This window comes from Pseudomonas sp., assembly GCF_050739655.1.
Taxonomy (GTDB): domain Bacteria; phylum Pseudomonadota; class Gammaproteobacteria; order Pseudomonadales; family Pseudomonadaceae; genus Aquipseudomonas.
On the sequence record NZ_JBOIBY010000009.1, the window covers coordinates 1 to 26,456 of the forward strand.

Annotated in this window: 23 protein-coding genes; 11 read left to right on the forward strand and 12 right to left on the reverse strand. The window is 57.7% G+C overall.

From position 1 onward, the window contains the following. Nucleotides 1-164 precede the first annotated feature (164 nt). Complete coding sequence (locus ACRESJ_RS00505) at nucleotides 165-590, forward strand: VOC family protein (RefSeq protein ID WP_431756121.1); 426 nt, start codon at nucleotides 165-167, stop codon at nucleotides 588-590. A gap of 81 nt (nucleotides 591-671) precedes the next feature. Here the strand turns inward: ACRESJ_RS00505 and ACRESJ_RS00510 are convergent, their stop codons facing one another. The 5 genes from ACRESJ_RS00510 to ACRESJ_RS00530 all read right to left on the reverse strand — a co-directional run bounded on the left by ACRESJ_RS00510 (nucleotide 672) and on the right by ACRESJ_RS00530 (nucleotide 6,244). Then, nucleotides 672-1,244, reverse strand: coding sequence for a GGDEF domain-containing protein (locus tag ACRESJ_RS00510; protein ID WP_431756122.1), 573 nt, complete (start codon nucleotides 1,242-1,244; stop codon nucleotides 672-674). 73 nt (nucleotides 1,245-1,317) lie between these two features. Then, nucleotides 1,318-1,899 carry a hypothetical protein gene (locus ACRESJ_RS00515; protein WP_431756123.1) on the reverse strand — a complete coding sequence of 194 codons (582 nt, stop codon included), beginning with the start codon at nucleotides 1,897-1,899 and terminating at the stop codon, nucleotides 1,318-1,320. Nucleotide 1,900: 1 nt separating this feature from the next. Beyond that, nucleotides 1,901-4,069, reverse strand: coding sequence for a molybdopterin cofactor-binding domain-containing protein (locus tag ACRESJ_RS00520; RefSeq protein WP_431756124.1), 2,169 nt, complete (start codon nucleotides 4,067-4,069; stop codon nucleotides 1,901-1,903). 8 nt (nucleotides 4,070-4,077) lie between these two features. Beyond that, a complete protein-coding gene (locus tag ACRESJ_RS00525) occupies nucleotides 4,078-4,533 on the reverse strand; it encodes a (2Fe-2S)-binding protein (protein ID WP_431756125.1) in 456 nt (151 codons plus the stop codon). Nucleotides 4,534-5,275: 742 nt separating this feature from the next. Then, nucleotides 5,276-6,244: a GlxA family transcriptional regulator gene (locus tag ACRESJ_RS00530; RefSeq protein ID WP_431756126.1), complete on the reverse strand. Its 969-nt coding sequence runs from the start codon at nucleotides 6,242-6,244 to the stop codon at nucleotides 5,276-5,278. Nucleotides 6,245-6,656: 412 nt separating this feature from the next. Here ACRESJ_RS00530 and ACRESJ_RS00535 point away from each other — a divergent pair, with 412 nt between their 5' ends. The 3 genes from ACRESJ_RS00535 (at nucleotide 6,657) to ACRESJ_RS00545 (ending at nucleotide 10,640) form a co-directional block, all read left to right on the forward strand. Further along, complete coding sequence (locus tag ACRESJ_RS00535; protein ID WP_431756127.1) at nucleotides 6,657-8,162, forward strand: PLP-dependent aminotransferase family protein; 1,506 nt, start codon at nucleotides 6,657-6,659, stop codon at nucleotides 8,160-8,162. Between the two features lie 110 nt (nucleotides 8,163-8,272). Next, a complete protein-coding gene (locus ACRESJ_RS00540; protein WP_431756128.1) occupies nucleotides 8,273-9,343 on the forward strand; it encodes a sugar phosphate isomerase/epimerase family protein in 1,071 nt (356 codons plus the stop codon). 31 nt (nucleotides 9,344-9,374) lie between these two features. Then, nucleotides 9,375-10,640 carry an MFS transporter gene (locus tag ACRESJ_RS00545; RefSeq protein ID WP_431756129.1) on the forward strand — a complete coding sequence of 422 codons (1,266 nt, stop codon included), beginning with the start codon at nucleotides 9,375-9,377 and terminating at the stop codon, nucleotides 10,638-10,640. Nucleotides 10,641-11,047: 407 nt separating this feature from the next. On the opposite strand, the gene dctA is transcribed toward ACRESJ_RS00545, so the two are convergent. Both dctA and ACRESJ_RS00555 read right to left on the reverse strand, forming a co-directional pair. Further along, nucleotides 11,048-12,355 carry a C4-dicarboxylate transporter DctA gene (dctA, locus tag ACRESJ_RS00550; RefSeq protein WP_431756130.1) on the reverse strand — a complete coding sequence of 436 codons (1,308 nt, stop codon included), beginning with the start codon at nucleotides 12,353-12,355 and terminating at the stop codon, nucleotides 11,048-11,050. Nucleotides 12,356-12,457: 102 nt separating this feature from the next. Beyond that, nucleotides 12,458-13,627 (reverse strand): mandelate racemase/muconate lactonizing enzyme family protein, encoded by a 1,170-nt coding sequence (locus ACRESJ_RS00555; protein ID WP_431756131.1) that lies wholly within the window; start codon nucleotides 13,625-13,627, stop codon nucleotides 12,458-12,460. A gap of 99 nt (nucleotides 13,628-13,726) precedes the next feature. On the opposite strand from ACRESJ_RS00555, the gene ACRESJ_RS00560 reads away from it, so the two are divergent. Further along, the gene (locus tag ACRESJ_RS00560) at nucleotides 13,727-14,602 is read left to right on the forward strand and encodes a LysR family transcriptional regulator (protein WP_431756132.1); all 876 of its coding nucleotides are present in this window, start codon (nucleotides 13,727-13,729) and stop codon (nucleotides 14,600-14,602) included. A gap of 93 nt (nucleotides 14,603-14,695) precedes the next feature. On the opposite strand, the gene ACRESJ_RS00565 is transcribed toward ACRESJ_RS00560, so the two are convergent. Beyond that, nucleotides 14,696-15,154 (reverse strand): Hsp20 family protein, encoded by a 459-nt coding sequence (locus ACRESJ_RS00565; RefSeq protein WP_431756133.1) that lies wholly within the window; start codon nucleotides 15,152-15,154, stop codon nucleotides 14,696-14,698. Between the two features lie 266 nt (nucleotides 15,155-15,420). On the opposite strand from ACRESJ_RS00565, the gene ACRESJ_RS00570 reads away from it, so the two are divergent. Continuing rightward, nucleotides 15,421-16,002 (forward strand): hypothetical protein, encoded by a 582-nt coding sequence (locus tag ACRESJ_RS00570; protein WP_431756134.1) that lies wholly within the window; start codon nucleotides 15,421-15,423, stop codon nucleotides 16,000-16,002. A gap of 60 nt (nucleotides 16,003-16,062) precedes the next feature. After that, nucleotides 16,063-16,458: a hypothetical protein gene (locus ACRESJ_RS00575; RefSeq protein ID WP_431756135.1), complete on the forward strand. Its 396-nt coding sequence runs from the start codon at nucleotides 16,063-16,065 to the stop codon at nucleotides 16,456-16,458. 18 nt (nucleotides 16,459-16,476) lie between these two features. Here the strand turns inward: ACRESJ_RS00575 and ACRESJ_RS00580 are convergent, their stop codons facing one another. Continuing rightward, nucleotides 16,477-17,409, reverse strand: coding sequence for a transporter (locus ACRESJ_RS00580; RefSeq protein ID WP_431756136.1), 933 nt, complete (start codon nucleotides 17,407-17,409; stop codon nucleotides 16,477-16,479). Nucleotides 17,410-17,661: 252 nt separating this feature from the next. Between ACRESJ_RS00580 and ACRESJ_RS00585 the strand changes: the two genes are divergently transcribed. Further along, on the forward strand, nucleotides 17,662-18,237 hold the full coding sequence (locus ACRESJ_RS00585; RefSeq protein ID WP_431756137.1) for a hypothetical protein: 576 nt from the start codon (nucleotides 17,662-17,664) through the stop codon (nucleotides 18,235-18,237). 93 nt (nucleotides 18,238-18,330) lie between these two features. Here ACRESJ_RS00585 and ACRESJ_RS00590 read toward each other — a convergent pair whose 3' ends face one another. Beyond that, nucleotides 18,331-19,575: a saccharopine dehydrogenase family protein gene (locus ACRESJ_RS00590; protein ID WP_431756138.1), complete on the reverse strand. Its 1,245-nt coding sequence runs from the start codon at nucleotides 19,573-19,575 to the stop codon at nucleotides 18,331-18,333. 29 nt (nucleotides 19,576-19,604) lie between these two features. Next, nucleotides 19,605-20,702, reverse strand: coding sequence for a carboxynorspermidine decarboxylase (locus ACRESJ_RS00595; RefSeq protein ID WP_431756139.1), 1,098 nt, complete (start codon nucleotides 20,700-20,702; stop codon nucleotides 19,605-19,607). A gap of 398 nt (nucleotides 20,703-21,100) precedes the next feature. On the opposite strand from ACRESJ_RS00595, the gene ACRESJ_RS00600 reads away from it, so the two are divergent. After that, nucleotides 21,101-22,567 (forward strand): sensor histidine kinase, encoded by a 1,467-nt coding sequence (locus ACRESJ_RS00600; protein WP_431756140.1) that lies wholly within the window; start codon nucleotides 21,101-21,103, stop codon nucleotides 22,565-22,567. Between the two features lie 286 nt (nucleotides 22,568-22,853). Then, nucleotides 22,854-24,191: an MFS transporter gene (locus tag ACRESJ_RS00605; protein WP_431756141.1), complete on the forward strand. Its 1,338-nt coding sequence runs from the start codon at nucleotides 22,854-22,856 to the stop codon at nucleotides 24,189-24,191. Between the two features lie 209 nt (nucleotides 24,192-24,400). Here ACRESJ_RS00605 and ACRESJ_RS00610 read toward each other — a convergent pair whose 3' ends face one another. Continuing rightward, a complete protein-coding gene (locus tag ACRESJ_RS00610; RefSeq protein WP_431756142.1) occupies nucleotides 24,401-25,141 on the reverse strand; it encodes a tetratricopeptide repeat protein in 741 nt (246 codons plus the stop codon). Nucleotides 25,142-25,430: 289 nt separating this feature from the next. Here ACRESJ_RS00610 and ACRESJ_RS00615 point away from each other — a divergent pair, with 289 nt between their 5' ends. Then, nucleotides 25,431-26,297 carry a patatin-like phospholipase family protein gene (locus ACRESJ_RS00615; RefSeq protein ID WP_431756143.1) on the forward strand — a complete coding sequence of 289 codons (867 nt, stop codon included), beginning with the start codon at nucleotides 25,431-25,433 and terminating at the stop codon, nucleotides 26,295-26,297. Nucleotides 26,298-26,456 lie beyond the last annotated feature (159 nt).

Below are 26,456 nucleotides of genomic sequence, written 5' to 3' on the forward strand. Positions count from 1 at the left end.
GCCTTCGGCAGCTCCTACTGGGATCGGTGTAGGAGCTGCCGAAGGCTGCGATCTTTTGATCTTTACTCCAAACTCGGCAATTCACGCAGAAGCCACTATCGTTTTTCAATCGAAATTCTCAGGACTACACTAGATCACAACTTTCCACCATTGAGGCCCTGCCCATGCAACTCTCCCCTTTTCACTTGGCCATTCCTGTTTATGACCTGGCGGCAGCGCGACACTTTTATGGTTCGGTGTTTGGACTAGAGGAAGGTCGATCCAGCGATCATTGGGTCGATTTCAATTTTTTCGGTCATCAACTGGTGATCCACCTAGCGCCGAAAAACGCCTCACAAGAAGCCGCCCACACCAACGCCGTCGACGGCCATGACGTGCCGGTGCCACATTTTGGCGTGGTGCTGGGGATGGCGGAATGGGAAGCGCTGGCCGAGCGTTTGCAATCCCTGGGTACGCGCTTCGTGATTGAGCCGGGGATACGTTTTCAAGGCTTGGTGGGTGAGCAGGCGACGATGTTTTTGTTTGATCCCTGCGGCAATGCGCTGGAGTTCAAGGCGTTCAAGGATATTGGGCAGTTGTTTGCCAAATAAGGTGGTGACTGGCAGGCCGCCTTCGCGGGCAAGCCCGCTCCCACATTGTCCCGCGAAGAGGCCCGCCACCAAACCACAACACTACCGGCCTAACGCCCTCTCAGCCTCCACCAACAGCTCTTCCACCGAATCATGTTGCTCAGGGTCATACTCAATCTGCCCAATGCTGAAGCGAATGCCATACCCGCGATGCGCCATGGTATTGCGCTCATCGAGCATTTCCTTGAGGCGCGCCTCGATGGCCGTGACATCCACACCACAACAGCCAGTGAGCAAGGCGACAAAGGTGGCGCCTTCCAGCCGGCCGATCACATCGCTTTCCCGGAAACCGATGTTCAGCACATCAGCGAAGGTTTTCAGCGCATGATCGCCTTCAGTCCGGCCAAACAGGTAGTTGATGCGCTTGAACTCTTCGAGGTTGAAAAACAGCAGTGTGGCCGGCCTGCCCAATCGTTGACAGGCATCGAGCCCCAGTTCAGCCAGGGCAATGAAGCCGTGACGGTTGGGCAACAACGTCAACTCATCCATGCTCGCCATCTGCACGCCGATCAGTTCCTGTTCGGCCTTGCGGGCCATATCCCGCAGCAGTTCGCGCTCCTGTTGTGGCGTCCCTGCACATTCGCATGTCTTGTGCGGTTTGCCTGAGGTCAGCATCGGATACTCCTTGGGTGGTTATAGTTTTTAGAGTCCTCGATAGCGGTTTGACTCCGGATTCATTGACCGATGGTCATGTACCGGCCAACGGGCATGGCCCTCCAGCGCCCGCCCACAGTTTGAATTGCGCAACGAAAATGTCATGGGGCACTGGCACCGGCGCACGATCGCCGCCCGGATTCCAGCCCCACAACACCAGTTTGTCGTCGCTGACATGCTTGATCAGCGCTGCGAAATCCCGATCACCGTTGCGTGCCCGATCCTTGATCATGCTGCACAGTTGGTCGGGTGGCAGACCGATCCAGGCCATCTTGTGCGCTGCCGGTGGCAAGCTCCAATGCGGCGCTCCCGGTGGCGAATCAGGGCCGTAGCTGGCCGGCGGATTGGCTTCACCATGGCAACTGGCGCAAGGCAAACCGGCCGCACCCTTACCGTCCATGCCGCGCACGACGTTCATCCCGTGGGGCGTTCCGGCATCGAACTGCAAGGGTGAATCGCCTGGAATGTGGCAATTTTGGCAACGGGGGCTCTGAAAGACCTTCTGCACCGTGCCGAAGGCCTTCACTGCTTCCTTGTCATCGGCGAATAGCTGCGTTGCATAGATAAAAAGGCAAATCAGCAGGATCGAGCCGAGTAACCAGTGATGTCGCCTCATCTCACACCCCCGACAATTGCAGCGGCAATTCCCGCAGGCGCTGTCCGGTCAAGGCGAAAACCGCGTTGGCCACCGCCGGCGCAGTGGGCGGAACTCCCGTTTCGCCAATGCCGCCGGGTTTATCGCTACTGGGCACGATGTGCACTTCAACCACCGGCATTTCGTTGAGTCGCAGCACCTGGTAGTCGTGGTAATTGGATTGCACGACCTGGCCATCCTTGAAGGTCAGCTGACTGTGCAAGGTAAAACCGAGCCCAAAGGCAATGCCTGACTCCATCTGTGCGGCGATGCTCTGCGGATTTACCGCAATCCCGCAATCCACCGCGCACACCACGCGATGCACGCGAATCGCCAGGTTGTCCTGGGACACCTCCGCCACCTGCGCTACGTAACTGCCGAAAGACTCATGCACCGCCACGCCCAAGGCATGGCCGTCCGGCAGAGGCGCCGACCAGTTGGCTTTTTCCACCGCCAGGTTCAACACGCCAAGATGGCGTGGATGCTCCTTGAGCAGCGTTCGTCGGTACTCCACCGGGTCCTTGCCTGCCGCGCTGGCCAGCTCATCGATCAACGACTCCATGACGAAAGCCGTGTGAGTGTGCCCAACCGAACGCAACCACAGCACGCTGATGCCGGTTTGTGGCGAGTGCAGGTCAACCTGATGGTTGGCCATCGCCTCAAGGTAGGGGCTGTCCACCACGCCTTCGACCGATGTTTTATCGATGCCATTCTTGACCATGGTGGCTTCGAGCGAAGTGCCGGCCATGATCGACTGGCCGACCAGCACATGCTTCCACGCTACCGGAAGGCCATCGGCACCCAGCCCAACCTGCGCCTGATGCAGGAACGCCGAGCGGTAATAACCGCCACGGATATCGTCCTCCCGCGCCCACACGGTCTTCACCGGCCCACCAGCTGCCTTGGCCACCTGCACCGCTTCGGCGACAAAGTCCGAGGTCGGGTTGGCCCGCCGGCCAAACCCGCCGCCAAGGAACTCGGTGTGGATCTGAACCTGCTCGGGTTTGAGCCCGGTAATTTTCCCGACGATCATCTGATCCAGGGTTTGGAACTGGGTACCGGTCCAGATCTCGCATTTGTCCTTGGTGATGCTGACGGTACAGTTGAGCGGCTCCATCGGCGCATGAGCCAGATAAGGCACGCTGTATTCCACATCGAGTTTTTTCGCCGCCTTTGCCAACGCAGCCATGGCATCACCCGACTTGCTCGCGGGCATCCCGGGTGTGGCGGCAAGTTTGCGAAAGCTCTCCAGCAGTTTCTGACTGTCGAGCCCCGCGTTCGGTCCCAGGTCCCATTCGACGTTCAATGCATCGCGCCCCAGTTTCGCCGCCCAGTAGTGATCCGCGATCACTGCCACGCCCGTCGGCACCTGCACCACTTTGTGCACGCCGGGCACCGCCAATGCGTCGGCGCCTTCGAAGGATTTGACCTTGCCGCCAAAAACCGGTGCACGGGCAACCATCGCCGTCATCAAGCCGTCGAACTGCACATCCATGCCGAACTTCGCGCGACCGGTGATTTTCTCTGGCGTGTCCAGCCGCTTGGTGGGTTTACCAATGAGTTTCCAGTCCTTGGCTTCCTTGAGCTTGATGGACGCGGGGGCCGGCACCGGCAGCTTGCCGGCATCATCGGCCAACTCACCGTAGGTGGCGCGCTGGTCACCGGTAATCACCACGCCCGACTCGGTGAGAATCTGCGAAGGTGGCACGTTAAAGCGCTTGGCAGCCGCCTCGATCAACATCAACCGCGCCGCCGCGCCGGCCTGGCGATAACGGTCGAACTCCATCCAGGTCGACGTCGAACCACCGGTGATCTGCATACCGCCAAACCCCGGCAAGCCGTAATCGGCGGCCGAGGCTGGCGCATGCTCGACCTTGATCTTCGACCAGTCGGCATCCAGTTCTTCGGCGATCAACATGGTCAGCCCGGTCCAGATGCCCTGGCCCATTTCCGAATGACCGAGCAGAACCGTGACGCTGTTGTCATTGCCAATGCGCAGGAAGGCATTGGGTGCGAACACGTTGCCCTGGTTCTCGGCGGCCATGGCAAAACGATGGGCACCGGGAATGACAAACGCCACCACCAGCCCACCGCCCAACACAGCCGAGCCCTTGAGGAAGCCGCGACGCGATACCGGATTAAGACTGTCCATTGCCCACCTCAACCCAACTCGGCGGCGCGTTTGACCGCGGCGCGAATTCTTGGATAGGTGCCGCAGCGGCAGATATTGCCTGACAGCGCTTGATCGATGTCTTTATCCGTCGGCTTGGGAATCTTCGCCAATAATGCCGCAGCCGACATGATCTGCCCCGATTGGCAGTAACCGCACTGCACCACATCGAGCTCGGCCCAGGCTTGCTGTACCGGGTGTGAACCGTCGGTGGACAGGCCTTCGATAGTGAGAATTTTCTGCCCGTGGGCCACCGCCGTGGCAGGCGTGATACAGGAACGCAGCGGCGCCCCGTCGACATGCACGGTGCAGGCACCGCACTGCGCCATGCCACAACCGAACTTGGTCCCGGTCAGATGCGCCACATCACGCAAGACCCACAGCAACGGCATGTCGGCGGGGACATCCAGCTCCTGATCCTGGCCATTGATGTTGAGGGTCAGCATGGCGAAGCTCCTCAGACTCACGGTGTTCTGAAGGGGCGCTGCTGTGGCAATCGAGAACCTACGCGCGCCTCGGGTTATTACTTCAGCTAAGCGCAATTTGACCTGAGGGCCGCAGGGTATCGACCACCGGTCACCAAAAGGCCGTCTTCGCGAGCAAACTGGCACACAAAAACCGGGGATATCTGCAAAAAAATGGTTGGCTGTGCGGCCGCTATCGCTGGCAAGCCAGCTCCCACAGGGGTTGTGGTGGTCCGCAGAATCGGGTTGGCTGGTGGGACGTCATCGCTGGCAGGCCAGCTCCCACAAGGGACCGAGTGCAGCCGTGAAATCGGGTCGGCTGTCAGGCCGTCTTCGCTGGCAAGCCAGCTCCCACAGAAAAGCACAAGCACGGCGAACAGCTCTTGCTTCTCACCACTCAGGCCGAGCGTTAGCTCGCCTGCAGCTCTTGATCTTGATCCACCCGCCCCCTCGGCAGGCTGAGTGGAGGCGTTCATCCGGGGGTTAGGCGCGCAGCGCCGTGCGGCGAAGCCGCACACATCGAGAGGATGTGCAGCGCAGCAAACCGGAGGCGATGCCCCCGGATGGACACCGGAGCGAGGGAACACCGAGCCTAAGCGAGGTGCCGTACGTCAGGGGATAAAAGCGCTTGGTTACTTGGCGCTTTTCCAAGTAACCCGCTGTAAAAGCGGAACCATAAGTAGCCGTTACCGCAGCAATGGATATGTACCCTGAAACAGGCCGCTCAACCCGCGCAAAGCGCAGTAGTGACTAAGCCCATATCCTCCCGAGGATGCGCCCCAAAGTACTGTCGATAGCAACGAAAGAAATGTTGCACCGAGACAAATCCACACCCATGAGCGACATTCGACAGAGACTGCTCACCGGCTCGCAGCAACCGACGTGCCTGTTGCAGCCGCAAATCCAGGTAATGTCGCGACGGCGAACAACCCAGGCTGCTCTTGAACAGCCGCTCCAGATGCCGCCTGGAAATGCCCATGGCGTCGGCCAGTTCATCGATACCCAGCGTCTGCTTCAAGTGTTCGCCCATCAAAGCCAGTGTCGCCTGAAGCTTTTCCGGGGCGTCATGCACGGGCAATAACGGCCGAGCCTGGCGTGCCGCGTGTTTTTCCATTCGCAGGATCAAGCCACGGCCATGGGTCCGGGCGAGAAGTTCGTGCATCAACCCTTGAACGGATTGCGGACCGACACAGGTCATTCGCTTGCGGTCGACGCAAAACGGCGCAGCCACGGGCGTCAACTCGCTCAATGCAGCAGATGTCATTGATGCAATGGGCTCCGGCAAGCTGCAGCGGAAACCCTCCAGAGCGCCAATCTGCGCCAACAACCAACCGGCCTTGCCCAGCGCCCCCAGGCCGACAGGTTGCGCCGCCCAGTAGATCAATTGCGCACGCAGCTCCGGATGCTCTGTTTGAAGGTGCGGGTTGTCGCCACCGCAGAGGATCAACACATCGAGCCGGTGCACCTGATCCAGTCGCGCGGTGGTGGTTGCGATGCCATTGCCGGCCTTCAGCGGCTGCCCCTCCAGGCTAAGTATTTGCCACTCGCAAACGCTGCGCCCGGCCAACTGATTGGCAAGTCGCAAGGGTTCCAGCGCATTGGCCAAGGCATAAAAATCGAAGTCGTCCATCAACCAGAAACCGATTCGCAGCATCGGTGCTTGAGGCTGGCCGGATTCAGTCAGTTGCATCATGTCGGCTCTCCGGGAACTGGACGGGCCGACCTGAACAACTCAAAAAAACTGATAGCCATCGTCGATCTCCGCACCACTTCAAACGTTCAGGAATTCACCTGATTGTCGGCGTCAGAAGTTATGAGCAGATGTCAGATTTCGACCCCTAAATGCTCGCCACTACCGAGGGCGCTCGTCGTCCACACATATTGTGCCTGGCAAAGCCCTGTAGGAGCTGACAAGTGAAACGAGGCTGCGATCTTTTGATTTTGTTTGAAAGCAGGATCACAGCCTGCGGCAGCTCCTACACGGAGGCATGGCGTTAACACAGGGTGGGATAGATGACTTATCCAGTGTCGCTCGCTACCCTTGCACACAGCGTCGCCCGACACTACTCAAGGTCAAACCACATCTCATCCAGACGAGCCATCCCATGAAATCCCCCGCTGGTTTACTGCTCTCGGCTATCGAACTGGACCGTGAAAGCGCCATCCCGTTGTACCGCCAGCTGTATCTGCAAATTCGCAAACAGATACTCGGTGGCAGGCTCCAGGGCGGCGTGCGTCTGCCGTCGACGCGGACCTTGAGCAAGGAACTGGCCCTGTCGCGGATCACCATTCTCAATGCCTTCGATCAGTTGATCGCCGAAGGTTTCCTGGCTTCGCGCAGCGGTGCGGGTACCTATGTCGGCGATGAGTGGGAAAACCGGGGTGCCAGTGATGAGCAAAAGCCTCAGCCGCCGCGCCTGTCCGACCTGAGCCAGTCCATGCTGTCGCTGCGCAGCGATCATTTTCGCGGGATGTCCTACGCCGAATGGGACCCCGCGACCCCGACTTCATTCCTGCCCAGCCACAGCACCTACGACGCATTCCCGCAAGCCATCTGGCGGCGCCTGATGAACCGCCACCTGCTCAAGCCGACCAAGGCCATGCTGGGCTACGGCGAACTGCAAGGCTTGCTGGGGTTTCGTACAGCGATTGCCGAGTACGTCTTCGATGCCCGTGGCATCGACTGCGATGCAGGGCAAGTGGTCATCGTTTCCGGCGCGCAGCAAGCGTTCAACCTGTTGGGCATGTTGCTGCTCAATCCTCAGGACAGTGTCTGGATGGAGGACCCGGGGCACATCGCTGCGCGCATTGCCTTGCAGGCCCAGGGCGCGCGGATTGTGCCCCTTCGCGTCGATGAACAGGGAATCGATGTCGAGCAAGGCCTTGCAGAGTGTCCCGACGCCCGCCTCGTGTTCACCACCCCTTCGCGCCAGCACCCCTTGGGCGTCACCTTGAGCTATGCGCGGCGTCAGGCCCTCATCGACTGGGCCGCGCAGCAGCAGAGCTGGATCATCGAGGACGACTGCGACAGCGAATTTCGCTACAGCGGCCGCTTGCTCCCGGCGCTCTATGCCATGGACCAGATGGCCCGGGTGATCTACGTCGGCACCTTCAGCAAAGTCCTGTTCCCGTCGCTGCGACTCGGTTACGTGATCCTGCCGCACGCCCTGGTCGAGCCCTTCTGCACCCTGCGCGCGGTCATGGATCGCAGCCCGCCCACGGTGCTTCAGGCGACCACCGCGGACTTCATGATCGAAGGTCATTTCCTGGGACACATCCGCCGCATGCGCGCGTTGTACCAGGCGCGCCAGCAAGCGTTGGTCGAACAGCTGGAAAAGCAGATTGGCGGCTTTTTCAGGATCACTCCGGTGGAAGCCGGCATGCACCTGATCGCCTGGCTGCCCCCCGAGCTCGATGACAATGCCATCGCCAAGGAACTGGCCCGGCACAACATCCATACCTATGCCCTGAGCGACTATCGCATCGAACATGCCCTGCCGCCGGCCCTGTTGATCGGTTTTGCCGGCACGCCTGAGCATCAGGCCGCTGAGCGCGTCGAGGCGCTGGCTCGGGCCTTGCGCGCCATGGGGCATCTGCCTGCGGTCACTTGAAGGCGCAAGTGGTCTTATTAAATAGCTGATAGTGGATCTATCGAGAGTTCCTGACTGGCGCGATAAAGACTGCGCCGGGAGACCCGGTGTCTGAACCAGGAACGACTCTGATGAATAACAAGATCCAGGAACGATTCAGCGCGCTGCTGAACCACAACGTGACCGAGGACGGGGCGGCCCCCGAACTGACCGAGGCGCTTGCCCGACAGTTGCTCGAACGCCTGGGGCAAATGCGCCTGTTTGCCCATGCCTACCCGTTGCTGACCAACCTCACCCACGGCCGTGTCACCCCGGCCGACCTGCTCGACTACGCCTATCGCCATGAGTTGCAAGGGCTGAGCCTGCACTTGCTCGATGGCGAGGAAAACAGTCTGAGCCAGATGTCACCCGCGCAATTGCAGGCGTTTGCCGACAAGGCCACGGCCCTGGGGCTGGATGTGCACCTGGAAATCAGCAGTACGCTGAAAAAGGATGTCGACCAGGTGATCGCCATCGCCCTCGCCCTGGGCGTGCGTAACATCCGTGTCTATTCGCGTTACGAGGGTGCGCTGTCGCGGGTCATGGACATTATCGAGACCGACCTGCACTACCTCGCGCAGCAGGCCGACGAGCATGATCTGTACTTTGATTTCGAGCAGCATGAAGAACTCAAGAGCGACGAGATCGCGCAACTGCTGAACCGTGTGAACCACCCTCGCCTGCATGCCCTGTTCGACTTCGGCAACATGATCAACGCCTGCGAACAGCCCTTGCAGGCCCTGCGCAACCTGGCGCCGCACATTCGCCAGACTCACCTTAAAGGTGTTCGCGTGGTCCCCGAGCACAATGGTTTCGGCCATTACGGCGTGCTGCAAGGCAGCGCCGAAGACGATCTGCCCAGCGCGCGCATGCTGTTCGAACTGTTGATGCTCGGTGACACCGCCCCGCAGGTGATCGCGTTCATTCTCGAACAGGAAAATCACTATGTGGCCCCGGCCTTCCGCCAGACCGATGAAGCGAACGACCCGTTCATTGCCTACCGGGAAATGAGCGACACACCCCTGCCGGCTGGTTTTTCGCTGGAACGAATGCTGGCCGACGAACACCGCTGGGCCAACAACCAGGTGGCCTATGTCCGCGGCCTGCTGGCCGAAATGCGCACCCTGGCCGAATTGACCCTGGCGACTGCCAGCCACGCCTGACCCGACGACCCGATACGCCCGGAGAACAATAATGACAATGCAAAACAAGGCCAAATGGCTCAGATTCCTGATCCTCATCCTCGGTGGCGGCACCATCTACAAACTGGCGAACCTCAAGGACGCCTTCTATGTGCCCATGCAGGAATTCATGGGTTTGAGCCACACTGAAATCGGCATGTTGCTAAGCGCCAACGCTATCATCGCCACGGCACTGTTTATCGTCGGCGGCCTGCTCGCCGACCGCTACGACACACGCAAGCTGATCCCCCTGGGCCTGATCGGCACGGGTAGCCTGGGGCTGTACCTGGCGACCTTTCCGCCTTTCAGCAACCTGCTGATCGTATTCAGCCTGCTGGCCGTGTGTGCCGATTGCATCTTCTGGCCCTCGCTGCTCAAGGCCATTCGCAACCTGGGTGACGACCAGGAACAAGGCCGGCTGTTCGGCCTGCTGGAAGGTGGGCGCGGTGTGGTCGATACCCTCGTCGCGTTTTCCGCGCTGGGCGTGTTCGTCGCCATGGGCTCGGGCGAAGCCGGCCTGAAGTCGGCGATCCTGTTTTACTCGGTCATCGACATCCTGGCCGGCACCCTCACCTGGTTCCTGCTCAAGGCCGGCAATACGCAGTCGGTGGCCAAGCCGAAGAACGGCCTGGGCAACCTGATGGAAGCGATCAAGGTGCCGGGTATCTGGCTGGTCAGCCTCAATGTGTTCATGGTCTACATCGTCTACTGCGGCCTGACCTATTTCATTCCCTACCTCAAGGAAATGTACGGCCTGCCCGTGGCACTGGTTGGCGCCTACGGCATCATCAACCAGTACTTCCTGAAGATCCTCGGCGGCCCCGCTGGCGGCTTCATCGCCGATAAAAAGTTCAAGAGCACCAGCCGCTACCTGAAGTGGGCATTCCTGGCGTTGCTGCCGCTGATGGCCGTGATCATCCTGATCCCGAAAAACCCAAGCTTCATCTACGCCGGCATGGCCGCGACCCTGTCCTTCGCCCTGATCGTCTTCTCGATGCGCGGCGTCTTCTGGGCGCCCATGGGTGAAGTGGGCATTCCCCAACACATCACCGGCTCGGCCTTCGGCATCGGCTGCCTGATCGGCTATGCCCCGGGCATGTTCGCCTACGTGATCTACGGCTCGATCCTCGACCACTTCCCCGGTCAGCAGGGCTATAACTACGTGTTCAGCTTGATGAGCGTGTTGGCGGTTGTTGGTTTCATGGTGTCGAGCCTGCTCTATCAAAGCGTGCGCAGGAAAACGGCTGCCTCCGGCACGGCGAGCCCGGCGCAAGCTTGATCCCACGAGCCTGGATGTTGCGTCCTGTCAGATAACACGCGTTATCGTTGACGACCATCGCGAGCAGGCTCGCTCCCACAGTTTGATTGATGTCGGACACAAATTTAGTGTCCACCACCGATCCACTGTGGGAGCGGGCTTGCCCGCGATGAGGCCATCACATTCAACATCGATGGCATCTGACACGCCGCCTTCGCGGGCAAGCCCGCTCCCACAGTTTGATCGTCGTGCACAAATTCCGTGTTCACCGCAGATCCCTGTGGGAGCGGGCTTGCCCGCGATGAGGCCGGCACATTCAACATCGATGGCGTCTGACACGACGCCATCGCGGGCAAGCCCGCTCCCACAGTTTGATCGTTGTCGTACACAGATCTTGTGGTCACAGCAGATCCCCTGTGGGTTGCCGATTACTTCTGCGCCAACAACTCCTTGCGCGTCGCCTTTTCGTGTTTCATTGCCGCGATCTCACGCTCGCAGGCTTCTACATCAAAGGACTTGTCCCACTTTGCAATGGCGATGGTGCCGATGCCGTTACCAATCAGATTGGTCACTGCCCGTGCTTCGTTGAGGAATCGGTCGATGCCCAACAGCAGTACCAGGCCCACCAGGGGAATGGAGTGGATGGTGGTGAGCGTTGCAGCGAGCGTTACGAACCCTGCACCTGCCACGCCCGCCGAGCCTTTGGATGTCAGCAGGAATACGCCCAACAGAATCATCTGATCCATGAAGGTCAGGGGTGTATTGGTCGCCTGTGCGATAAAGATGGCCGCCATCGTGAGGTAGATGCAGGTGCCATCCGCGTTGAAGGTGTAGCCGGTCGGCAGCACCATGCCAACCACTGATTTTTTGCAGCCGAGCTTTTCAAGCTTCACCATCATTCGTGGAAGCACCGCCTCGGTCGAACAGGTTCCGAGCGTGATCAGAATCTCGTCCTTGAAGTAGCGAAGAAACTGCATCAGCGGCATGCCGGACCATCGGGCAACCGTGCCCAGGACCATGACGATGAATATCAAGGTCGTGATGTAGAGCGCTACCAGCAACTGGCCGAGCGACAACAAGGTGCCAATCCCGTATTTGCCAATCGTGAACGCCATGCCGGCACCGGCACCAATCGGCGCCAGGCGCATGACCATTGCCACAATCTTGAACAGGCCCTGCAGGAACAGATCGATGGTGTTTATCAGCGGCTTGCTGGTTTCGCCCATTTGAACCAGGGCGACGCCCATCAGGACCGAAAGCAGGATGACCTGGAGCATGACGCCATTGGAGAAGGCACCCAGAAAGGTAGGCGGGATGATATTGAGAAAGAAATCGACGGTACCGCCCTGCTCACTGGCGGCCTGGCTGTATTTGCTGATGGCGCTTGCATCGAGTGCGCTGGCGTTGATGTTCATTCCAACGCCAGGTTTGACGATGTTGACCACAATCAGGCCGACGACCAGGGCAATGGTTGAAAGAATCTCGAAGTAGAGCAGCGCTTTCACGCCAATTCGCCCCACCTCCTTGATACTGCCCATCTTTGCGATACCCACGACGACCGTACCGAAAATAATGGGCGCCAACAGCATCTTGATCAGCTTGATAAATCCGTCGGCGAAGGGTTGAAGCTTGGCTCCGAAGTTCGGCATGAAGTAACCAATCGCCGCACCGATCACGATGCCTATCAGTACTTGCACATACAGCTGGCTGTACCAGCGGGACTTGGAATTTTCCACGGAAGCACCTCATTTTATTGTTGTGATGGGCATGTGGCTTGGCGTCAGCATGGGACGCCTGATACTGCGGCCTCCGTCAAAGAGGCCGCAGCTGGAGAGCGATCAGCCCTCGCCCAACTCACGCATGACTGCGTACAAGGCGGACTTGGCTTCGAAGCCGACGCCTGGAATATCCGGCAGGCCTACATAACTGTTTTCCACGCGGATCCCGTCAGCGAAGCCGCCGAAAGGCTGGAACACATCCGGGTAAGATTCATTACCGCCCAGGTGCAGACCCGCAGCGATGTTCAGGGACATCTGGTGGCCACCGTGGGGCACGACGCGGCGCGAAGACCAACCCATTTCTTCCATCACCTTCAGGGTGCGCATGTACTCCACCAGCCCGTAGGACAGTGCACAGTCAAACTGCAGATAGTCGCGATCAGGGCGCATACCCCCGTGGCGCAGCAGGTTGCGAGCGTCCTGGTGGGAGAACAGGTTTTCACCGGTCGCCATCGGCAGTTCGTAGTGATTGGCAAGCTCGGCCTGCAACGCATAGTCCAGCGGATCGCCGATTTCTTCGTACCAGAAGAGGTTGTACTTCTTGATGGCTTCCGCATACGCGATAGCGGTCTTCAGATCGAAACGGCCATTGGCATCCACCGCCAGTCGACGACCGTCCCCCACCACTTCCAGAACCGCTTCGATGCGACGGATATCCTCATCCAGCCCCACCGCACCGATCTTCATTTTGACCACGTCGTAGCCGCGATCCAGATAGCTCTGCATTTCGGCCTTGAGCTTGGTCTGGTCTTTGCCTGGGTAGTAATAGCCACCCGCCGCATAGACCCACACCTTGTCGTCTGCCACGCCGTCACGGTAACGATCGGCCAACAGGCGATACAGCGGCTTGCCTTCAATCTTGGCCACGGCATCCCATACCGCCATGTCGATGGTACCGACTGCGACTGAGCGCTCGCCGTGACCACCTGGCTTTTCGTTGGTCATCAGGGCTTTCCAGATGGCGAACGGGTCAAGGTTATTGTTCTCATGATCGATGAGCGTATCCGGGTCAGCTTCTGTGATACGCGCCAGGAAGCGATCACGCATCAGTGCGCCTTGACCATAGCGACCGTTCGAGTTGAAGCCGTAACCGATGACAGGTTTACCATCGCGAATCACATCCGTGACGACAGCGACGACCGAGCAGGTCATTTTCGAAAAGTCGATGTAGGCATTGGCGATCGGGGACGCGATAGAAACTGTTTTTTCACGGATATCTACGATGCGCATGACGGGTTCCTCTTGTTGTAGGTGGCCCCACGTTATGCTTTGCGATGAACCCCGCCCAATGCTATTAATGCCGCGCCCTATGCACAGGAGGCATTGCCCTTGGAACTCGTCTGGCTCGAAGATTTTTCAGCGCTTGCCGAATACGGCAGCTTCGTTCGTGCCGCTGAAGCGCGTCACGTTACCCAGCCAGCCTTTAGCCGCAGAGTCCGTTCGCTGGAGAATTGGATGGGGGTCGAGTTGTTCGTGCGCACGCCTCAAGGCGCGACGCTGACCGAGGCTGGAAGGCAGATTTTGCCCAGCGCCCAGGAGGCTGCAAGACGTTTGTACAGGTTGCGCACTGAGGCACAGGAAGTAGCAGGCACGGCTGCCAAGACCCTGCAATTTGCAGCCACTCACTCCTTGTCATTCACGTTTTTTCCAAGATGGCTGCGGAGCACCGAGAATGGCGCGCCGATAGATGCGGTGCGCTTGCACTCGGACAGCATGGCGGTGTGCGAACAAATGCTCATCCATGGCCAGGTCCAGTTCCTGCTTTGCCATCGCCACCCCGACGTCCCACCGCTATTGGCCCCGGATCAATTCATTGGCAAAAAGGTCGGCGAAGATGTACTCGTGCCGCTGGCAAGTGCCTCTGCCGATTTTGGTACCTCACCCGCAACACTGCCCTACCTGGCCTACACCCAGGAATCCGGCCTGGGACGCATCGTCGCCCACCGGCTCCATGGCAAGGAAGGCTCCCTGACCCTCAAGCCTCTTTTCAGCAGCCACCTGGCCGCGGTGCTGATGTCCATGGCCCTGGAAAGCAAAGGTGTCGCGTGGCTACCCAAAAGCCTGACGGAACAGGAAATGGCTGACGGCCGACTGGTCAGGGCTCTCGATGAAAGTTGGGATATTCCCTTGGAGATTCATCTCACCCGCCCTACCGCTCCCATCAGCCCATCTGCTGAAGAATTCTGGGCGAAGCTGGGTGGGTAGATCATGTGAGGTGAAAAGCCCTCGCGTGGAAACTGCTGCCGGGCTTGTCTCCTGCGAAAAAGAGGCGCTCCGAAAAGCGCCTCTCTATCCACGTTATTGCTGGCTGACTGCCTTCGAATTAGCAGACTCAGTGCCCCCGATCACGATGCGCTTGGGCTTCGCTTCCTCCGGTATAACTCTGAGCAAATCAATGTTCAGCATACCGTTGGCGAGCTTCGCGCCCTGCACTTCAATGTGATCCATCAAGCGGAACGACAACCGAAACGCCCGCTGAGCGATGCCTTGATGCAAGTAAGTGACGTCTGCGTTGCTTTCTCGCTTATCACCGACGACCGTCAAAACGCCTTTTTCAACCTGGATGTCCAAGTCTTCCTCAGCCAGGCCTGCCACGGCGATGACGATTCGGTAGTGGTCATCACCGTGCTTTTCGACATTATGGGGAGGATAAGAAGTACCGGCCTCACTGCGAAGCGCCGATTCGAAAAGGTCGTTGAAACGGTCAAAGCCGACCGAGTGGCGGAAAAGTGGGGCCAACGAAAGAGTAGTAGCCATTACGAAATCTCCTGAGTTTTCTCCAAGTGATTTGAGACGCGACCCGCATTCGGCATCGCGTAAAACCCTAGGTAGGTACCGGAGAAAGGAATTCAAGGGTCGTTGAAAATTTTTTTGGGGGATAACCCCCGGTAAGGGCGCAGGCCCTGAGGTCAAGATCCTGCCAACCGTAATGAGTGGCCGTACTGACTTCAGATCAGCGGTCAGAGGGCCACTTTTCCACTGCTATGCTAACAACATCTGTTTGTTCACCAGAGACGATCAGCATGGCAGCACAAGGCAAGCAAGCCCTGTTCCCGTTCAAGGCCATGGCCTACTCGGCTGGTGGTTTCTTCGTCGCCTGGGCTGCCATGAGCCTGCTCGACGCCTACCTCGACCTGACGTTGCTGGCAGATACCACGCTCTGGCTGCTACGTTTTTGGGATTGGCTTTTGCTGGAAACGCCAATACCGAATTGGGCTGTGCTAACGATTGTCGGGTTTTCAGTCAGCACGCTGTCTGTGGCGATTTACTATGCCCAAACCACTGACGAAGCGTTCGGCGAGTTACATGAGATAGAGCGCAAAATTTATAAAAAGAACAACCCTCAGTTCCCACAATTGACAGAAAATCAAACGCTGCTCATGGAAGCCTTGGCCTATCACGCAAACTTCAGGAAACTTGCAAACCTGGACTCAATTTGCAAACTCGTATCACTCAGTTCATTTGAAGTTGAAGTAAGCTTAAAACAACTTCAGGCTAAACGCCTTGTGAAACACAAGGTGACACGAGGTACCTTTGGCGCCGATTTTTATGAACTCACCCTGGCGGGCAAGGATTATGCATTAGAGCGGTTTGAACTAACGTAATATCGAGCACTGTTACCTTAATAACTTCATTCATTCCCATCGTCAGAGGAACGCCCCACGATGCGAAACTCACTCAAGCATTCGAGACTTCGTTTTGGCTTTTTGATCACTGTGATCTCAATGGGGCTGACCGCTTGTTCCAGTAACGAAAATACCAATGCAATTACTCGACCGCCTATCGATGATAGCGAGACTTCGTCTGTGCGTATCACCACAAGCTGGATACAACACTCGCTTAGCCAGGTTGACTGCCTGAAGCACGCCCAGGCAGCGCTTACAAAAGCCAGATATTTTGTTGATGCAGGAGACAGATCCGTCTTTGGATTTCGTCAAGGTATGACTTTTTCGATCCGTTGCGACTACGAAGGCGTTGCTTTTTTAGCCGTGGCTTATCGCCAAAGACCAAGTACTGAAACCCAGGATCGGATCTTGAATGAAATAACCAGGTTATTTTGAAGACCAGGCCTCAAGTGTTCAAAGCCCGGCGCCGAAGCGATATTGCCAGACAATGCCAGCCACATCGTATTCGCTGCCGGTACGGGTATGAGCCCCCTCACTTGCAAACAGCTTTATCGAGTTGTATCGATTCAATGGCAGCGTGAGGGTGCACCCATAGCGCGTGTTTTCCTGGAAATCGTGGTTACCAACCCCCTCGACAGAGGTGCTCCCGCCAGCGAAGTAGGTCCCGTCCAGCGAGCCCCAGACACCGTTGCTAAAAGCATAGATAAAATGCACCTGTGTCTGGTAAATGGGATCCTGAGAAATTGTACGGTCACCGAGGTACTCATTATTGTCGGTGTAGAAAGTGCCCGCACCGGATAATTCCAGGGTCACAGGTCCCATGCGTTTGGAAATCCCCAGTTCAGGTTTGAATGACCAGCGGTTGTTGCCTAGATTGACCAACTTACTGGAGTCGTATTGGCCGAGCGGCGCCGTAATCGCAAGGCTGGTGCCAATAATCACATCCTGTTGATAGCTGGGGAATTCGGCCAGGGACAGCGCCGGGGCGCCATATAAGTTGACCGAGAAGCGGAATCTTGGATCGATCAGCCCGGTGACTTCACGCTCCCTGGGTTCTCCAGCGAACAGCGCAGAGCCTGTCAATTTAGCCTCGGGCACGACGACATCGAACTTCCCGGAATGGCCCCAGACGTCCAGGGATCTGGCATAGGCAAACACGACAGTCTTGATGTCGAGCTTGGCATTCTTGAGCGGAACTGAGGGGTTGGCCGTCACGTTGCCACGCAGATCGCTGTAGCCCATGAGCAGGAAATTGATACCAACTGGCGTATTGGCGTAGGACCTGGGCTCAAGATCCTCTGCGACCGCACCGTAGCCAACCATGATGAGCGAGGCAAATGCGAACCGAACCGGCCTGACAACGCAGAGTTTGTGTTTCGTCCACATTCGCTCGCTTCCTGTCAGGCCCCGGGGTGCTATGTAGTGTTGTAGTCGATCTTCATCGATCAGGTGAAAAACTCAGAAAAAAGGGTCAGACCACGTTTGGATAATGGTGGTCCGGCCCCAGTTTTCCAGAGTTTCTTGCTAAGGCGCGTAACCAGATTGGAAACCGCTGACTATGCTTTGGCCCACGGGCACCACGCTGCGAAGTTGTATCCTGCGCGCCGCTCTGTCACCCACCAAATGGAAAACTGGCCTATGAAACCACTTCACTCGGTTACCTGCGCTTTTGCCCTTGCATCGCTCCTGACCACAATCAGCCTTGCGGCCCATGCGCAGGAGATACCGCTGAACAGCGAAGCATCGAGTGAACACTTCCAGACGAAGGTCCTGGCCGTCGATTCGGCCAGGCACCAGGTCACCATCGAAGGCCTTGATAAACGCCCCGTTCCCTTCCAGCTCACCGACCAGGCCAAGGCTTTGCGCAATCTGAAAGTCGGGGACAAGGTCGACATTCGTGTCACCCGTTCGATCGATTACGTGCTCGACACCAGCGTCGATGGCACGCCGGCCGTCAGCAATGACACCTGGACCAATCGCGCTACCCCGGACAACCTGCCGGGCGGTGAGATGTATCGCACCGTCAAGGTTACGTTGAAGATCACTCGCGTCGACGTAACAAACAAGCAGGTGATCTTGCTGCATCCGGATGGTAACGAGCAGGTCGTAACGGTGGTGGATCCGAAAGTCGTTGCCCTCCTGAAGGACTTCCGGGCGGGCCAGACGGTCGATGCCATTCATACCGAAGTGTTGAAGGTTGAAACTTCCCGCTAGGGACAGGTGAAGAGCGCCGTTTTCACGAACTAAAAAGCCGCTCAGTGAGCGGCTTTTTTGGAGCGGGTGAAACTCACATGATTAACGCGAGCTTCATTCGTTACGATCCCAGGGACGGTCTCCGTTCTCATCCTTGATGCGGGTCGGCAGGCCCATCACATCCAGCGCCTTGAGGAACGGCTCGGCCGGCAGTTCCTCGACATTGACCATTCGCTGCACATCCCACTCGCCACGGGCGACCAGCAAGGCTGCGGCCACGGGCGGTACGCCAGCGGTGTAGGAGATGCCCTGGCTGTCGGTTTCGGCGAAGGCTTCTTCGTGGTCGGCGACGTTGTAGATGAACACTTCGCGCGGCTGGCCATCCTTGGTGCCCTTGACCAGATCGCCGATGCAGGTCTTGCCGGTGTAGCCAGGTGCCAGGGAGCCTGGATCAGGCAGCACGGCCTTGACCAGTTTCAACGGTACGACTTCCAGGCCTTCGGCGGTCTTGACCGGTTGCTCGGAGAGCAGGCCGAGGTTTTTCAGGACGCTGAACACATTGATGTAGTGTTCGCCGAAGCTCATCCAGAACCGCACGTTGGCGACGCCGAGGTTCTTGGAGATGGAGTGCACTTCGTCGTGACCGGTCAAGTACAGGTTCTGCACGCCCACCACTGGCAGGTCGTCGGTGCGCTTGACTTCGAACATGGTGTTGCTGGTCCACTGGCTGTTCTGCCAGCTCCACACCTGTCCGGTGAATTCGCGGAAGTTGATTTCCGGATCGAAGTTGGTCGAGAAATACTTGCCGTGGGAACCGGCATTGACGTCGAGAATGTCGATCGAATCAATGCTGTCGAAATACTGTTGTTGCGCGAGTGCCGCATAGGCATTGACCACACCCGGATCGAAGCCCACGCCGAGAATGGCGGTGACGTTCTTCTGCTGGCATTCCTCGAGGTGCTTCCACTCGTAGTTGCCGTACCAGGGTGGCGTCTCGCAGATCTTGCCTGGCTCTTCGTGGATCGCGGTGTCCAGGTAAGCCACGCCGGTATCGATGCAGGCACGCAGCACCGACATGTTGACGAACGGTGAACCGACGTTGATCACGATCTGTGATTCGGTGTCGCGAATCAGCGCCTTGGTCGCTTCGACATCCAGCGCGTCGAGCGAGTAGGCCTTGATCTGGGCAGGCACTTTAAGGCTGCCTTTGGCGTTGACGCTGTCGATGATGGCCTGGCATTTGGAGATGTTGCGCGACGCGATAGCAATACGACCGAGTTCATCGTTGTGCTGCGCGCACTTGTGGGCCACCACCTTGGCGACACCTCCTGCACCAATGATAAGAACGTTCTTTTTCAATTGTTTTATCTCTCCTTTATCTGTCCGTTTCAAGAAAGGCTGGACAGGTAATCTTCATAACCAAATTCGCGAACCACTTCGACTGTACCGTCGAGTTGTTTCACAACGATGGACGGCATTTTAAGGCCGTTGAACCAGTTCTTCTTGACCATGGTGTAGCCCGCGGTGTCGATGAACGACAGGCGGTCGCCGATGGCCAGCGGGCGGTCGAATTGATACTCGCCAAAAATATCGCCGGCCAGGCAGGATTTGCCGCAGACCATATAGGTATGTTCGCCGTCGCTTGGCGCCAGTTTGGCGTTCAGGCGGTAGATCAGCAGGTCCAGCAGGTGAGCTTCAATGGAACTGTCGACCACGGCCAGGTGCTTGCCGTTATAAAGGGTGTCGAGCACCGTCACTTCCAGCGAGGCGCTGTTGGTGATCGCCGCTTCGCCCGGTTCCAGGTAAACCTGTACGCCGTACTTCTCGGAAAAAGCCTTCAGCCGCGCGCAAAACGCATCCAGGGCGTAGCCTTCACCGGTGAAGTGAATGCCGCCGCCGAGGCTGACCCACTTGACCTTGTGCAGCAGCTCGCCGAAGCGTTCTTCGATGGTGCACAGCATCTTGTCGAACAGGCTGAAGTCGCCGTTCTCGCAGTTGTTGTGGAACATGAAGCCGGAGATCTGCTCGATCACGCCTTCGATCTTCACCGGGTCCCATTCGCCCAGGCGGCTGAACGGACGCGCCGGGTCGGCCAGCAGGTAGTCGGAGCTGCTCACCTGCGGATTGACACGCAGACCACGCACCTTGCCCTCGCTGCGTTCGGCAAAACGCTGCAGCTGGCTGATGGAGTTGAAGATGATCTTGTCGCTGTTATCGAGCATCTCCTCGATCTCGTCATCGGCCCAGGCCACGCTGTAAGCGTGGGTCTCGCCGGCAAACTTCTGGCGGCCGAGCTTGAGCTCGTAAAGCGATGAGGAAGTGGTGCCGTCCATGTACTCCTGCATCAGGTCGAACACCGACCAGGTCGCAAAGCACTTGAGCGCCAGCAAGGCCTTGGCCCCGGATTGCTCGCGCACGTAGGCGATTTTCTGCAGGTTGGTCAGCAGTTTGGTTTTGTCGATGAGGTAGTAAGGGGTCTTGATCATTCCACCCTCCGGCTAGGCCAGCCAAAAAAAGAGCGGTATTGTGCCTACAACGGACGGATATCGAAAGAATTTCGGTAGAAACCGGGCGGACGGGCCAGCTGAAGGCGCCAGAAAAACGGAAAAACAGGGCCGGACCCCATTCAGGATAGATAAGCCCCAACTTTCGTAATTTCCCCAAATGTGGGGGTAATACCCGTTTTCTTCCTTGGCTTTGATTCGGGGAAAAGGCTGCGAGCTGCGCCGCCAACTGCAAGGTGCTATTCAGATATCGGTCACTTCACAAACAAATCCTGCGCTAGTGCAAACCTGGCATAGACAATGCACCCCTGCATCTACGGCTGAATCGAGTAGTTGAAGCTGCTACAACCAGATAAGCAGCACATTCAGGGAATTTTCCCATGCCTGCAATCGATGTATTGTTTAAACGCTTCCATCAGGGAACAGCTGATTCGATTGCACCTACCCAACAATTCAATCTCTTGCGCTGGTTTTCGATCGTCAGTTTTTCTCTCATCGGCATAATCGCTTTTGGCCTAGGCTCAATGTCCACGAAAATCCTGGTTACCGAAAGCCTGGAGCGCGATGCCCTGATGTCCGCGCAGTTTATTCAAACCATCGCTAAAGGTGAGATACGGCATCACGGTCTAGTGGGTATGCAGTTAGGAAAAATTCCGACACCTGCTCAATCCGATCCGCTAGAAGGAAGGGAAGAAAGTAACCAGCGCATTAGCTCAGACTTTTTGAACTATCTTTCGCACCTGCCCAACGCCCTCTTGATCTCCATCTATTCCCCGCAGAAAACTGTCGTTTGGTCCACCAACTCAAAACTGGTTGGACAAAACTTTGTGAATAAGGAGCTTGATGAGGCCTTCCACTCTAAAGAACGGGTCTCCACCAAATACAGCAAAGTCAATGCAAACCGCAGCGAGCAGAAATTTCTGCGTTCGCCTCAAAAATTCTTCATCGAAAGTTACGTCCCTTTGGTAGATGACGCAGGGAACGTTCTGGCGGTAGTGGAGATTTACAGGGAGCCAACTGATCTTCTGTTACGCCTCAATCGCGGCCACTGGATCATTTGGCTGTCTACGATGGGCGGTCTGCTCGTGTATTTCGTGATTTACCGGATCGCCCGTCGCACATCGAAATTGTTGGCGTCACAAGAGGCTGCGGTCGTCGCCAACCAGACTTACGTTGGGCTGAGCGAAATATCCATTGCCGTGGCGCATAGCCTTCGCAACCCACTTGCCTGCATTCGCTCAAGCGCAGAATTGGCGAAAGACATGCAAGGCCAGCCCGCAAAGAAGAACATCGAAGACATTGTCGGCCAGGTGGATCGGATAGCGGCATGGGTGCATGAATTACTGTCGTGTTTACGGCCGATACGCGGAGAGGCAAAACTGGTGGATCCGATGGAGATGGTGCAGGCCTCTCTGAACAGTTTCAGCGCGCAAATCGGTCAATCAAAAATTCAGGTTGAGTTCAGCGCTCAGCCCTTCCCCAAGATCATCAGCAATCCACTTTTACTTCCCCAGATCCTTGATAACGTCATTGCCAATGCCATAGAGGCGATGCCAACCGGAGGGAGGTTAACTATTCAAGCAAAGCTGGATGAAACCCTTCAGTGGCTGCATCTCACCATCGACGACAGCGGAGGTGGACTGGCACGACAACAAGAAATGATGGCCTGTAAATCCTTCTACACCACCAAGCAAGGCAAGTTGGGCATCGGGTTCATCATGGTGAAGCAGATCATGGAAAGTTTTGGTGGTGAAGCGAATCTGAGCAGCCATCAAAGCCTTGGAACATCAGTGCGCTTGACGTTCAGAGTGTTGGATAGAAGATCCGGCACAGTGCAGCGTTCATGACCGAAAAACACTTCATCTGGCTGCTCATCGCAGGCAGCTTCATTTGGACGATGATTGTCCTGGGTACCCTGCGATGGCTTTCGTAAGTTGATCGGTAACCTTCGCGCCGACGCCCGCTTTGGGTCCGGCGTGGGTAAAAACGCTCTGGGCCAAAAGTGCGCCCCAAACTGCGTAATTCAATCGCCATGAAGTCGGTAGTGACTACGTAGATGACACTTTTGAAGTGAGCCACATCAGCTCGGACCTCGATAATCGAAAGCTAATAGATGGACTGTCGAGGTCAAGCATGACGAACACAACTGCAGAACAGGTCAGCCCGCAAACCCTCAGAAGAGTGATCGTGGCCGCCGGGATCGGCAATTTTGTCGAATGGTTCGACTTTGCCGTCTATGGTTTTTTGGCCACGACCATCGCCCAGCAGTTTTTCCCCAGCGGCGATGCCAGTGCCGCACTGCTCAAGCCCTTCGCAGTCTTCGCCGTGGCTTTTGCGTTTCGGCCCCTTGGAGGGATTTTCTTCGGCATGCTGGGCGACAGGATCGGTCGCAAGCGCACCCTTGCGATGACGATTCTATTGATGGCAGGCGCAACCACCTTGATCGGTCTGCTGCCCACTTATGCCGCGATCGGGGTCATGGCGCCGATTCTTCTTTCTCTGATCCGTTGCGCCCAGGGCTTTTCCGCCGGGGGTGAATACGCAGGTGCTTGTGCCTACCTGATGGAGCATGCACCGAGTGATAAACGGGCCTGGTACGGCAGCTTCATCCCAGTGTCGACATTTTCCGCCTTCGCCGCAGCCGCTGTGGTCGCCTACGCACTCGAGGCGTCGCTATCGGCCGAAGCCATGGGCAGTTGGGGTTGGCGCCTGCCGTTCCTGATTGCCGCGCCGCTTGGCCTGGTGGGTCTTTACTTGCGCTGCAAGCTCGATGAAACACCGGCTTTCCAGGCGGTGACCAAGGAACATGCAGTCGCCCATTCCCCACTCAAGGAAACCCTGCGCAACCATGGTGGGGCTATCTGTTGCCTGGGCGCTTTTGTGTCACTCACGGCGCTGTCGTTTTATATGTTCACCACCTACTTCGCGACCTACTTGCAAGTCGCAGGCGGCTTGAGCCGCGCTACAGCGTTGCTGGTGTCCCTGATTGCACTGCTGTTCGCCGCGGCGATCTGCCCGCTGGCCGGGCTGTACTCGGACCGGGTCGGGCGTCGAAAGACAGTGATGACCGCTTGCGCGCTGTTGATCGTGGCCGTGTATCCATCGTTTCTGATGGCCAGCTCAGGTTCGTTCGCAGCGTCTGTCGTCGGCGTAATGCTCCTGGCGATTGGCGCAGTGTTATGCGGCGTGGTCACGGCCGCCCTGCTCTCTGAAACCTTTCCTACCCGTACTCGATACACAGCCTCGGCGATCACCTACAACATGGCCTATACCATTTTCGGCGGCACCGCACCGCTGGTGGCTACGTGGTTGATCAGTACTACCGGCAGCAACCTGTCGCCGGCGTTCTACCTGATCGCGATCGCACTGCTTGCGCTGGCGGGTGGATTGGCATTGCCGGAGACTTCGAGGATTTCCCTGCATGACATTGCGACGCAGGAAAAAGGTTCGGGAGTGAGCGCTGCGATCTGAATCAGCAAACGCTCGAGTCATGCCCAATTACCACTCAGGCGGGGAATTGGGCTATCCAATGCCTGGCGATCTCTTCGCGCCGGCAGGTCCATACCGCGTCCGAGGGTGAGGCGGATATGAGCGGTTGCAGGACAGCCCGAGGTCTGATTCGGGTCGATTTTTGCCGGTTGTGGCAGGCCATAAACAGCCAGTCGTGAACACTGGGTAACTCAACCATGCACCAGGTAGGCCCCCGACGGGACCCGATGTCGCAGCTTCTTGCATTTGCCGGGTGCAGGCTGATGCCCCGGCGAACGATCAGGAAACCAGATTCGGCATTTGCCCGCTGGCGGCATATGGCCGCGGGGAATCTTGACCCCAGCGTATGTCGGCTCTGGCTCGACATTAGCCATTTGCATTGTTCCTGCGGGCTCGGCTTTGCCAGCCCAATCTGTCTCTGCGTGAGCGCCAGCGTCGCGCCCAGTGTCTTGAGTGGGTTGTTTGGCAATCGCCATTTCAGCTTCGCGGCGCTTCTGGGTCTCCTCTTCCAGCCCCTTCTGTACTGCGACCAGATCCGCTTTGGCATTGGGTGGGGTATTTGAAGCTTGGGCCTGCTGCGCCGCCTGGATCAGTTGGTAGTTGCGGTTGCGTAGCTGGACATTGCGCCCAACCCGCAAGTTGGAGCGCACCGCCAAGGTTTCAGCCTGCTGGTACTGCCCCTGCTGAAGACGCAACACACCGAGGTAATGCAATGTCGCGGGATTGTTCGGCTGAATATGCAGGGCACGCTCCAGCGTGGCAGCGGCTTGGTCCAACTGGCCATTTTCGTATTGACGCGAGGCGGTTTCGATCAGGGTGGTGGATGCGCTGTTACTTTGCGAGGGCGCTCCTCGTTCGGCAGCAACCGAACAAAACGACGCGACGGCGCAGAGCGCCAGGATGAGACCCGACAGAAAGCTCTTGGTTGGCATCAGGGGGCGGACTCGGCTGGTCTAGGATGGCACTGCCGTAAAACAGGCAGAATCGCTGCTCGGCATCTGCGACACGGGCCGCAATTGACCCGGACAGTTCCCTGAAGTTCCCGCTTGGTCAGACCGAGTCACCCACTCACGAATGGAATGTTGCCTGCCCATAAGTGTTAAAGCCCTGCGCCGAAACGACACTGCCAGACAATGCCAGCCACTGGGGAATTCGGCCAGGAACAGCGCCGGGGCGCCAGCTACACTCATCCGATACATCTCCACTACAGAGACTCCCGCCATGGCGACCAATACCGCAATCGTATTCGCTGGCGGTGGCAGTTTGGGGGCGGTACAGGTGGGTATGTTACGAGCCCTGGTCGAAGCCAATATTCGATTCGACATGGTGGTGGGTGCTTCGGTAGGCGCTATCAACGGAGCCTACTTTGCCGCAAGACCCGATTGCGATGGCGTCGAGGCGCTCGCCGGATTCTGGCGTGGGCTGAGTAAAACAGACATCTTCCCCCTCTCCTGGATCGATACCTGCAGAGGATTGATCAAACGGCGTGGCTATCTTTTGCAGCCGTCGGCCTTGAATCGGCTGCTGGGTCAGGCACTGCCCATTCACCGCATTGAGGATGCGCTGCTGCCCCTACATATCGTTACCACCAACCTGCTCAGTGGTGCCGAGACGGTTCTGTCCAGTGGCGAACTCGAGCAGGCATTATTGGCCAGCGCTGCCATTCCGCTGGTGTTTCCCTGCGTACAAATCGGCGATCAGTTCCTGGTTGACGGCGGCGTGGCAAGCAATACACCGATTTCGACTGCCGTAGCACTGGGCGCCACCAACGTCGTGGTCATCCCCACAGGCATGAGTTGCGACCTGGCGCAACCTCCCCGAGGACTGGTCGCCCTGGCCCTGCATACTGTCAATCTGATGAGCATGCGCCAACTGGTGAGCGACATCGAACACTTCCGCACGCTGACCAGTCTGCACATCGTCCCCCCTTTATGCCCGGTGGATGTCTCGGTTTTCAATTTTGACCAGACCGAGTCTTTGCTGCAGCGTGCCTATGAGCAAACCCTGCGGTGGCTGGAACGTGGGGGGCTAGAACGCACCAAGGTACCGGGCGCCCTCACCATTCACTCGCATGCCCATGAACATTGAGAGATGTGTATGACCATAGATGTAGGAGCCGGCTTGCTGGCGATGGCGGCGGTGAATGTCAGGCCGTCATCGCTGGCAAGCCAGCTCCCACAGTAGATCTGCTGTGATCGGAAATTTTGTGTACGCGACGATCAACCTGTGGGAGCTGGCTTGCCAGCG

Coding starts and splice junctions, on each gene's coding strand:
- ACRESJ_RS00505 (WP_431756121.1), top strand. CDS start 165: ATGCAACTCTCCCCTTTTCACTTGGCCATTCCTGTTTATGACCTGGCG.
- ACRESJ_RS00510 (WP_431756122.1), bottom strand. CDS start 1,244: ATGCTGACCTCAGGCAAACCGCACAAGACATGCGAATGTGCAGGGACG.
- ACRESJ_RS00515 (WP_431756123.1), bottom strand. CDS start 1,899: ATGAGGCGACATCACTGGTTACTCGGCTCGATCCTGCTGATTTGCCTT.
- ACRESJ_RS00520 (WP_431756124.1), bottom strand. CDS start 4,069: ATGGACAGTCTTAATCCGGTATCGCGTCGCGGCTTCCTCAAGGGCTCG.
- ACRESJ_RS00525 (WP_431756125.1), bottom strand. CDS start 4,533: ATGCTGACCCTCAACATCAATGGCCAGGATCAGGAGCTGGATGTCCCC.
- ACRESJ_RS00530 (WP_431756126.1), bottom strand. CDS start 6,244: ATGATGCAACTGACTGAATCCGGCCAGCCTCAAGCACCGATGCTGCGA.
- ACRESJ_RS00535 (WP_431756127.1), top strand. CDS start 6,657: ATGAAATCCCCCGCTGGTTTACTGCTCTCGGCTATCGAACTGGACCGT.
- ACRESJ_RS00540 (WP_431756128.1), top strand. CDS start 8,273: ATGAATAACAAGATCCAGGAACGATTCAGCGCGCTGCTGAACCACAAC.
- ACRESJ_RS00545 (WP_431756129.1), top strand. CDS start 9,375: ATGACAATGCAAAACAAGGCCAAATGGCTCAGATTCCTGATCCTCATC.
- ACRESJ_RS00555 (WP_431756131.1), bottom strand. CDS start 13,627: ATGCGCATCGTAGATATCCGTGAAAAAACAGTTTCTATCGCGTCCCCG.
- ACRESJ_RS00565 (WP_431756133.1), bottom strand. CDS start 15,154: ATGGCTACTACTCTTTCGTTGGCCCCACTTTTCCGCCACTCGGTCGGC.
- ACRESJ_RS00570 (WP_431756134.1), top strand. CDS start 15,421: ATGGCAGCACAAGGCAAGCAAGCCCTGTTCCCGTTCAAGGCCATGGCC.
- ACRESJ_RS00575 (WP_431756135.1), top strand. CDS start 16,063: ATGCGAAACTCACTCAAGCATTCGAGACTTCGTTTTGGCTTTTTGATC.
- ACRESJ_RS00580 (WP_431756136.1), bottom strand. CDS start 17,409: ATGTGGACGAAACACAAACTCTGCGTTGTCAGGCCGGTTCGGTTCGCA.
- ACRESJ_RS00585 (WP_431756137.1), top strand. CDS start 17,662: ATGAAACCACTTCACTCGGTTACCTGCGCTTTTGCCCTTGCATCGCTC.
- ACRESJ_RS00595 (WP_431756139.1), bottom strand. CDS start 20,702: ATGATCAAGACCCCTTACTACCTCATCGACAAAACCAAACTGCTGACC.
- ACRESJ_RS00600 (WP_431756140.1), top strand. CDS start 21,101: ATGCCTGCAATCGATGTATTGTTTAAACGCTTCCATCAGGGAACAGCT.
- ACRESJ_RS00605 (WP_431756141.1), top strand. CDS start 22,854: ATGACGAACACAACTGCAGAACAGGTCAGCCCGCAAACCCTCAGAAGA.
- ACRESJ_RS00610 (WP_431756142.1), bottom strand. CDS start 25,141: ATGCCAACCAAGAGCTTTCTGTCGGGTCTCATCCTGGCGCTCTGCGCC.
- ACRESJ_RS00615 (WP_431756143.1), top strand. CDS start 25,431: ATGGCGACCAATACCGCAATCGTATTCGCTGGCGGTGGCAGTTTGGGG.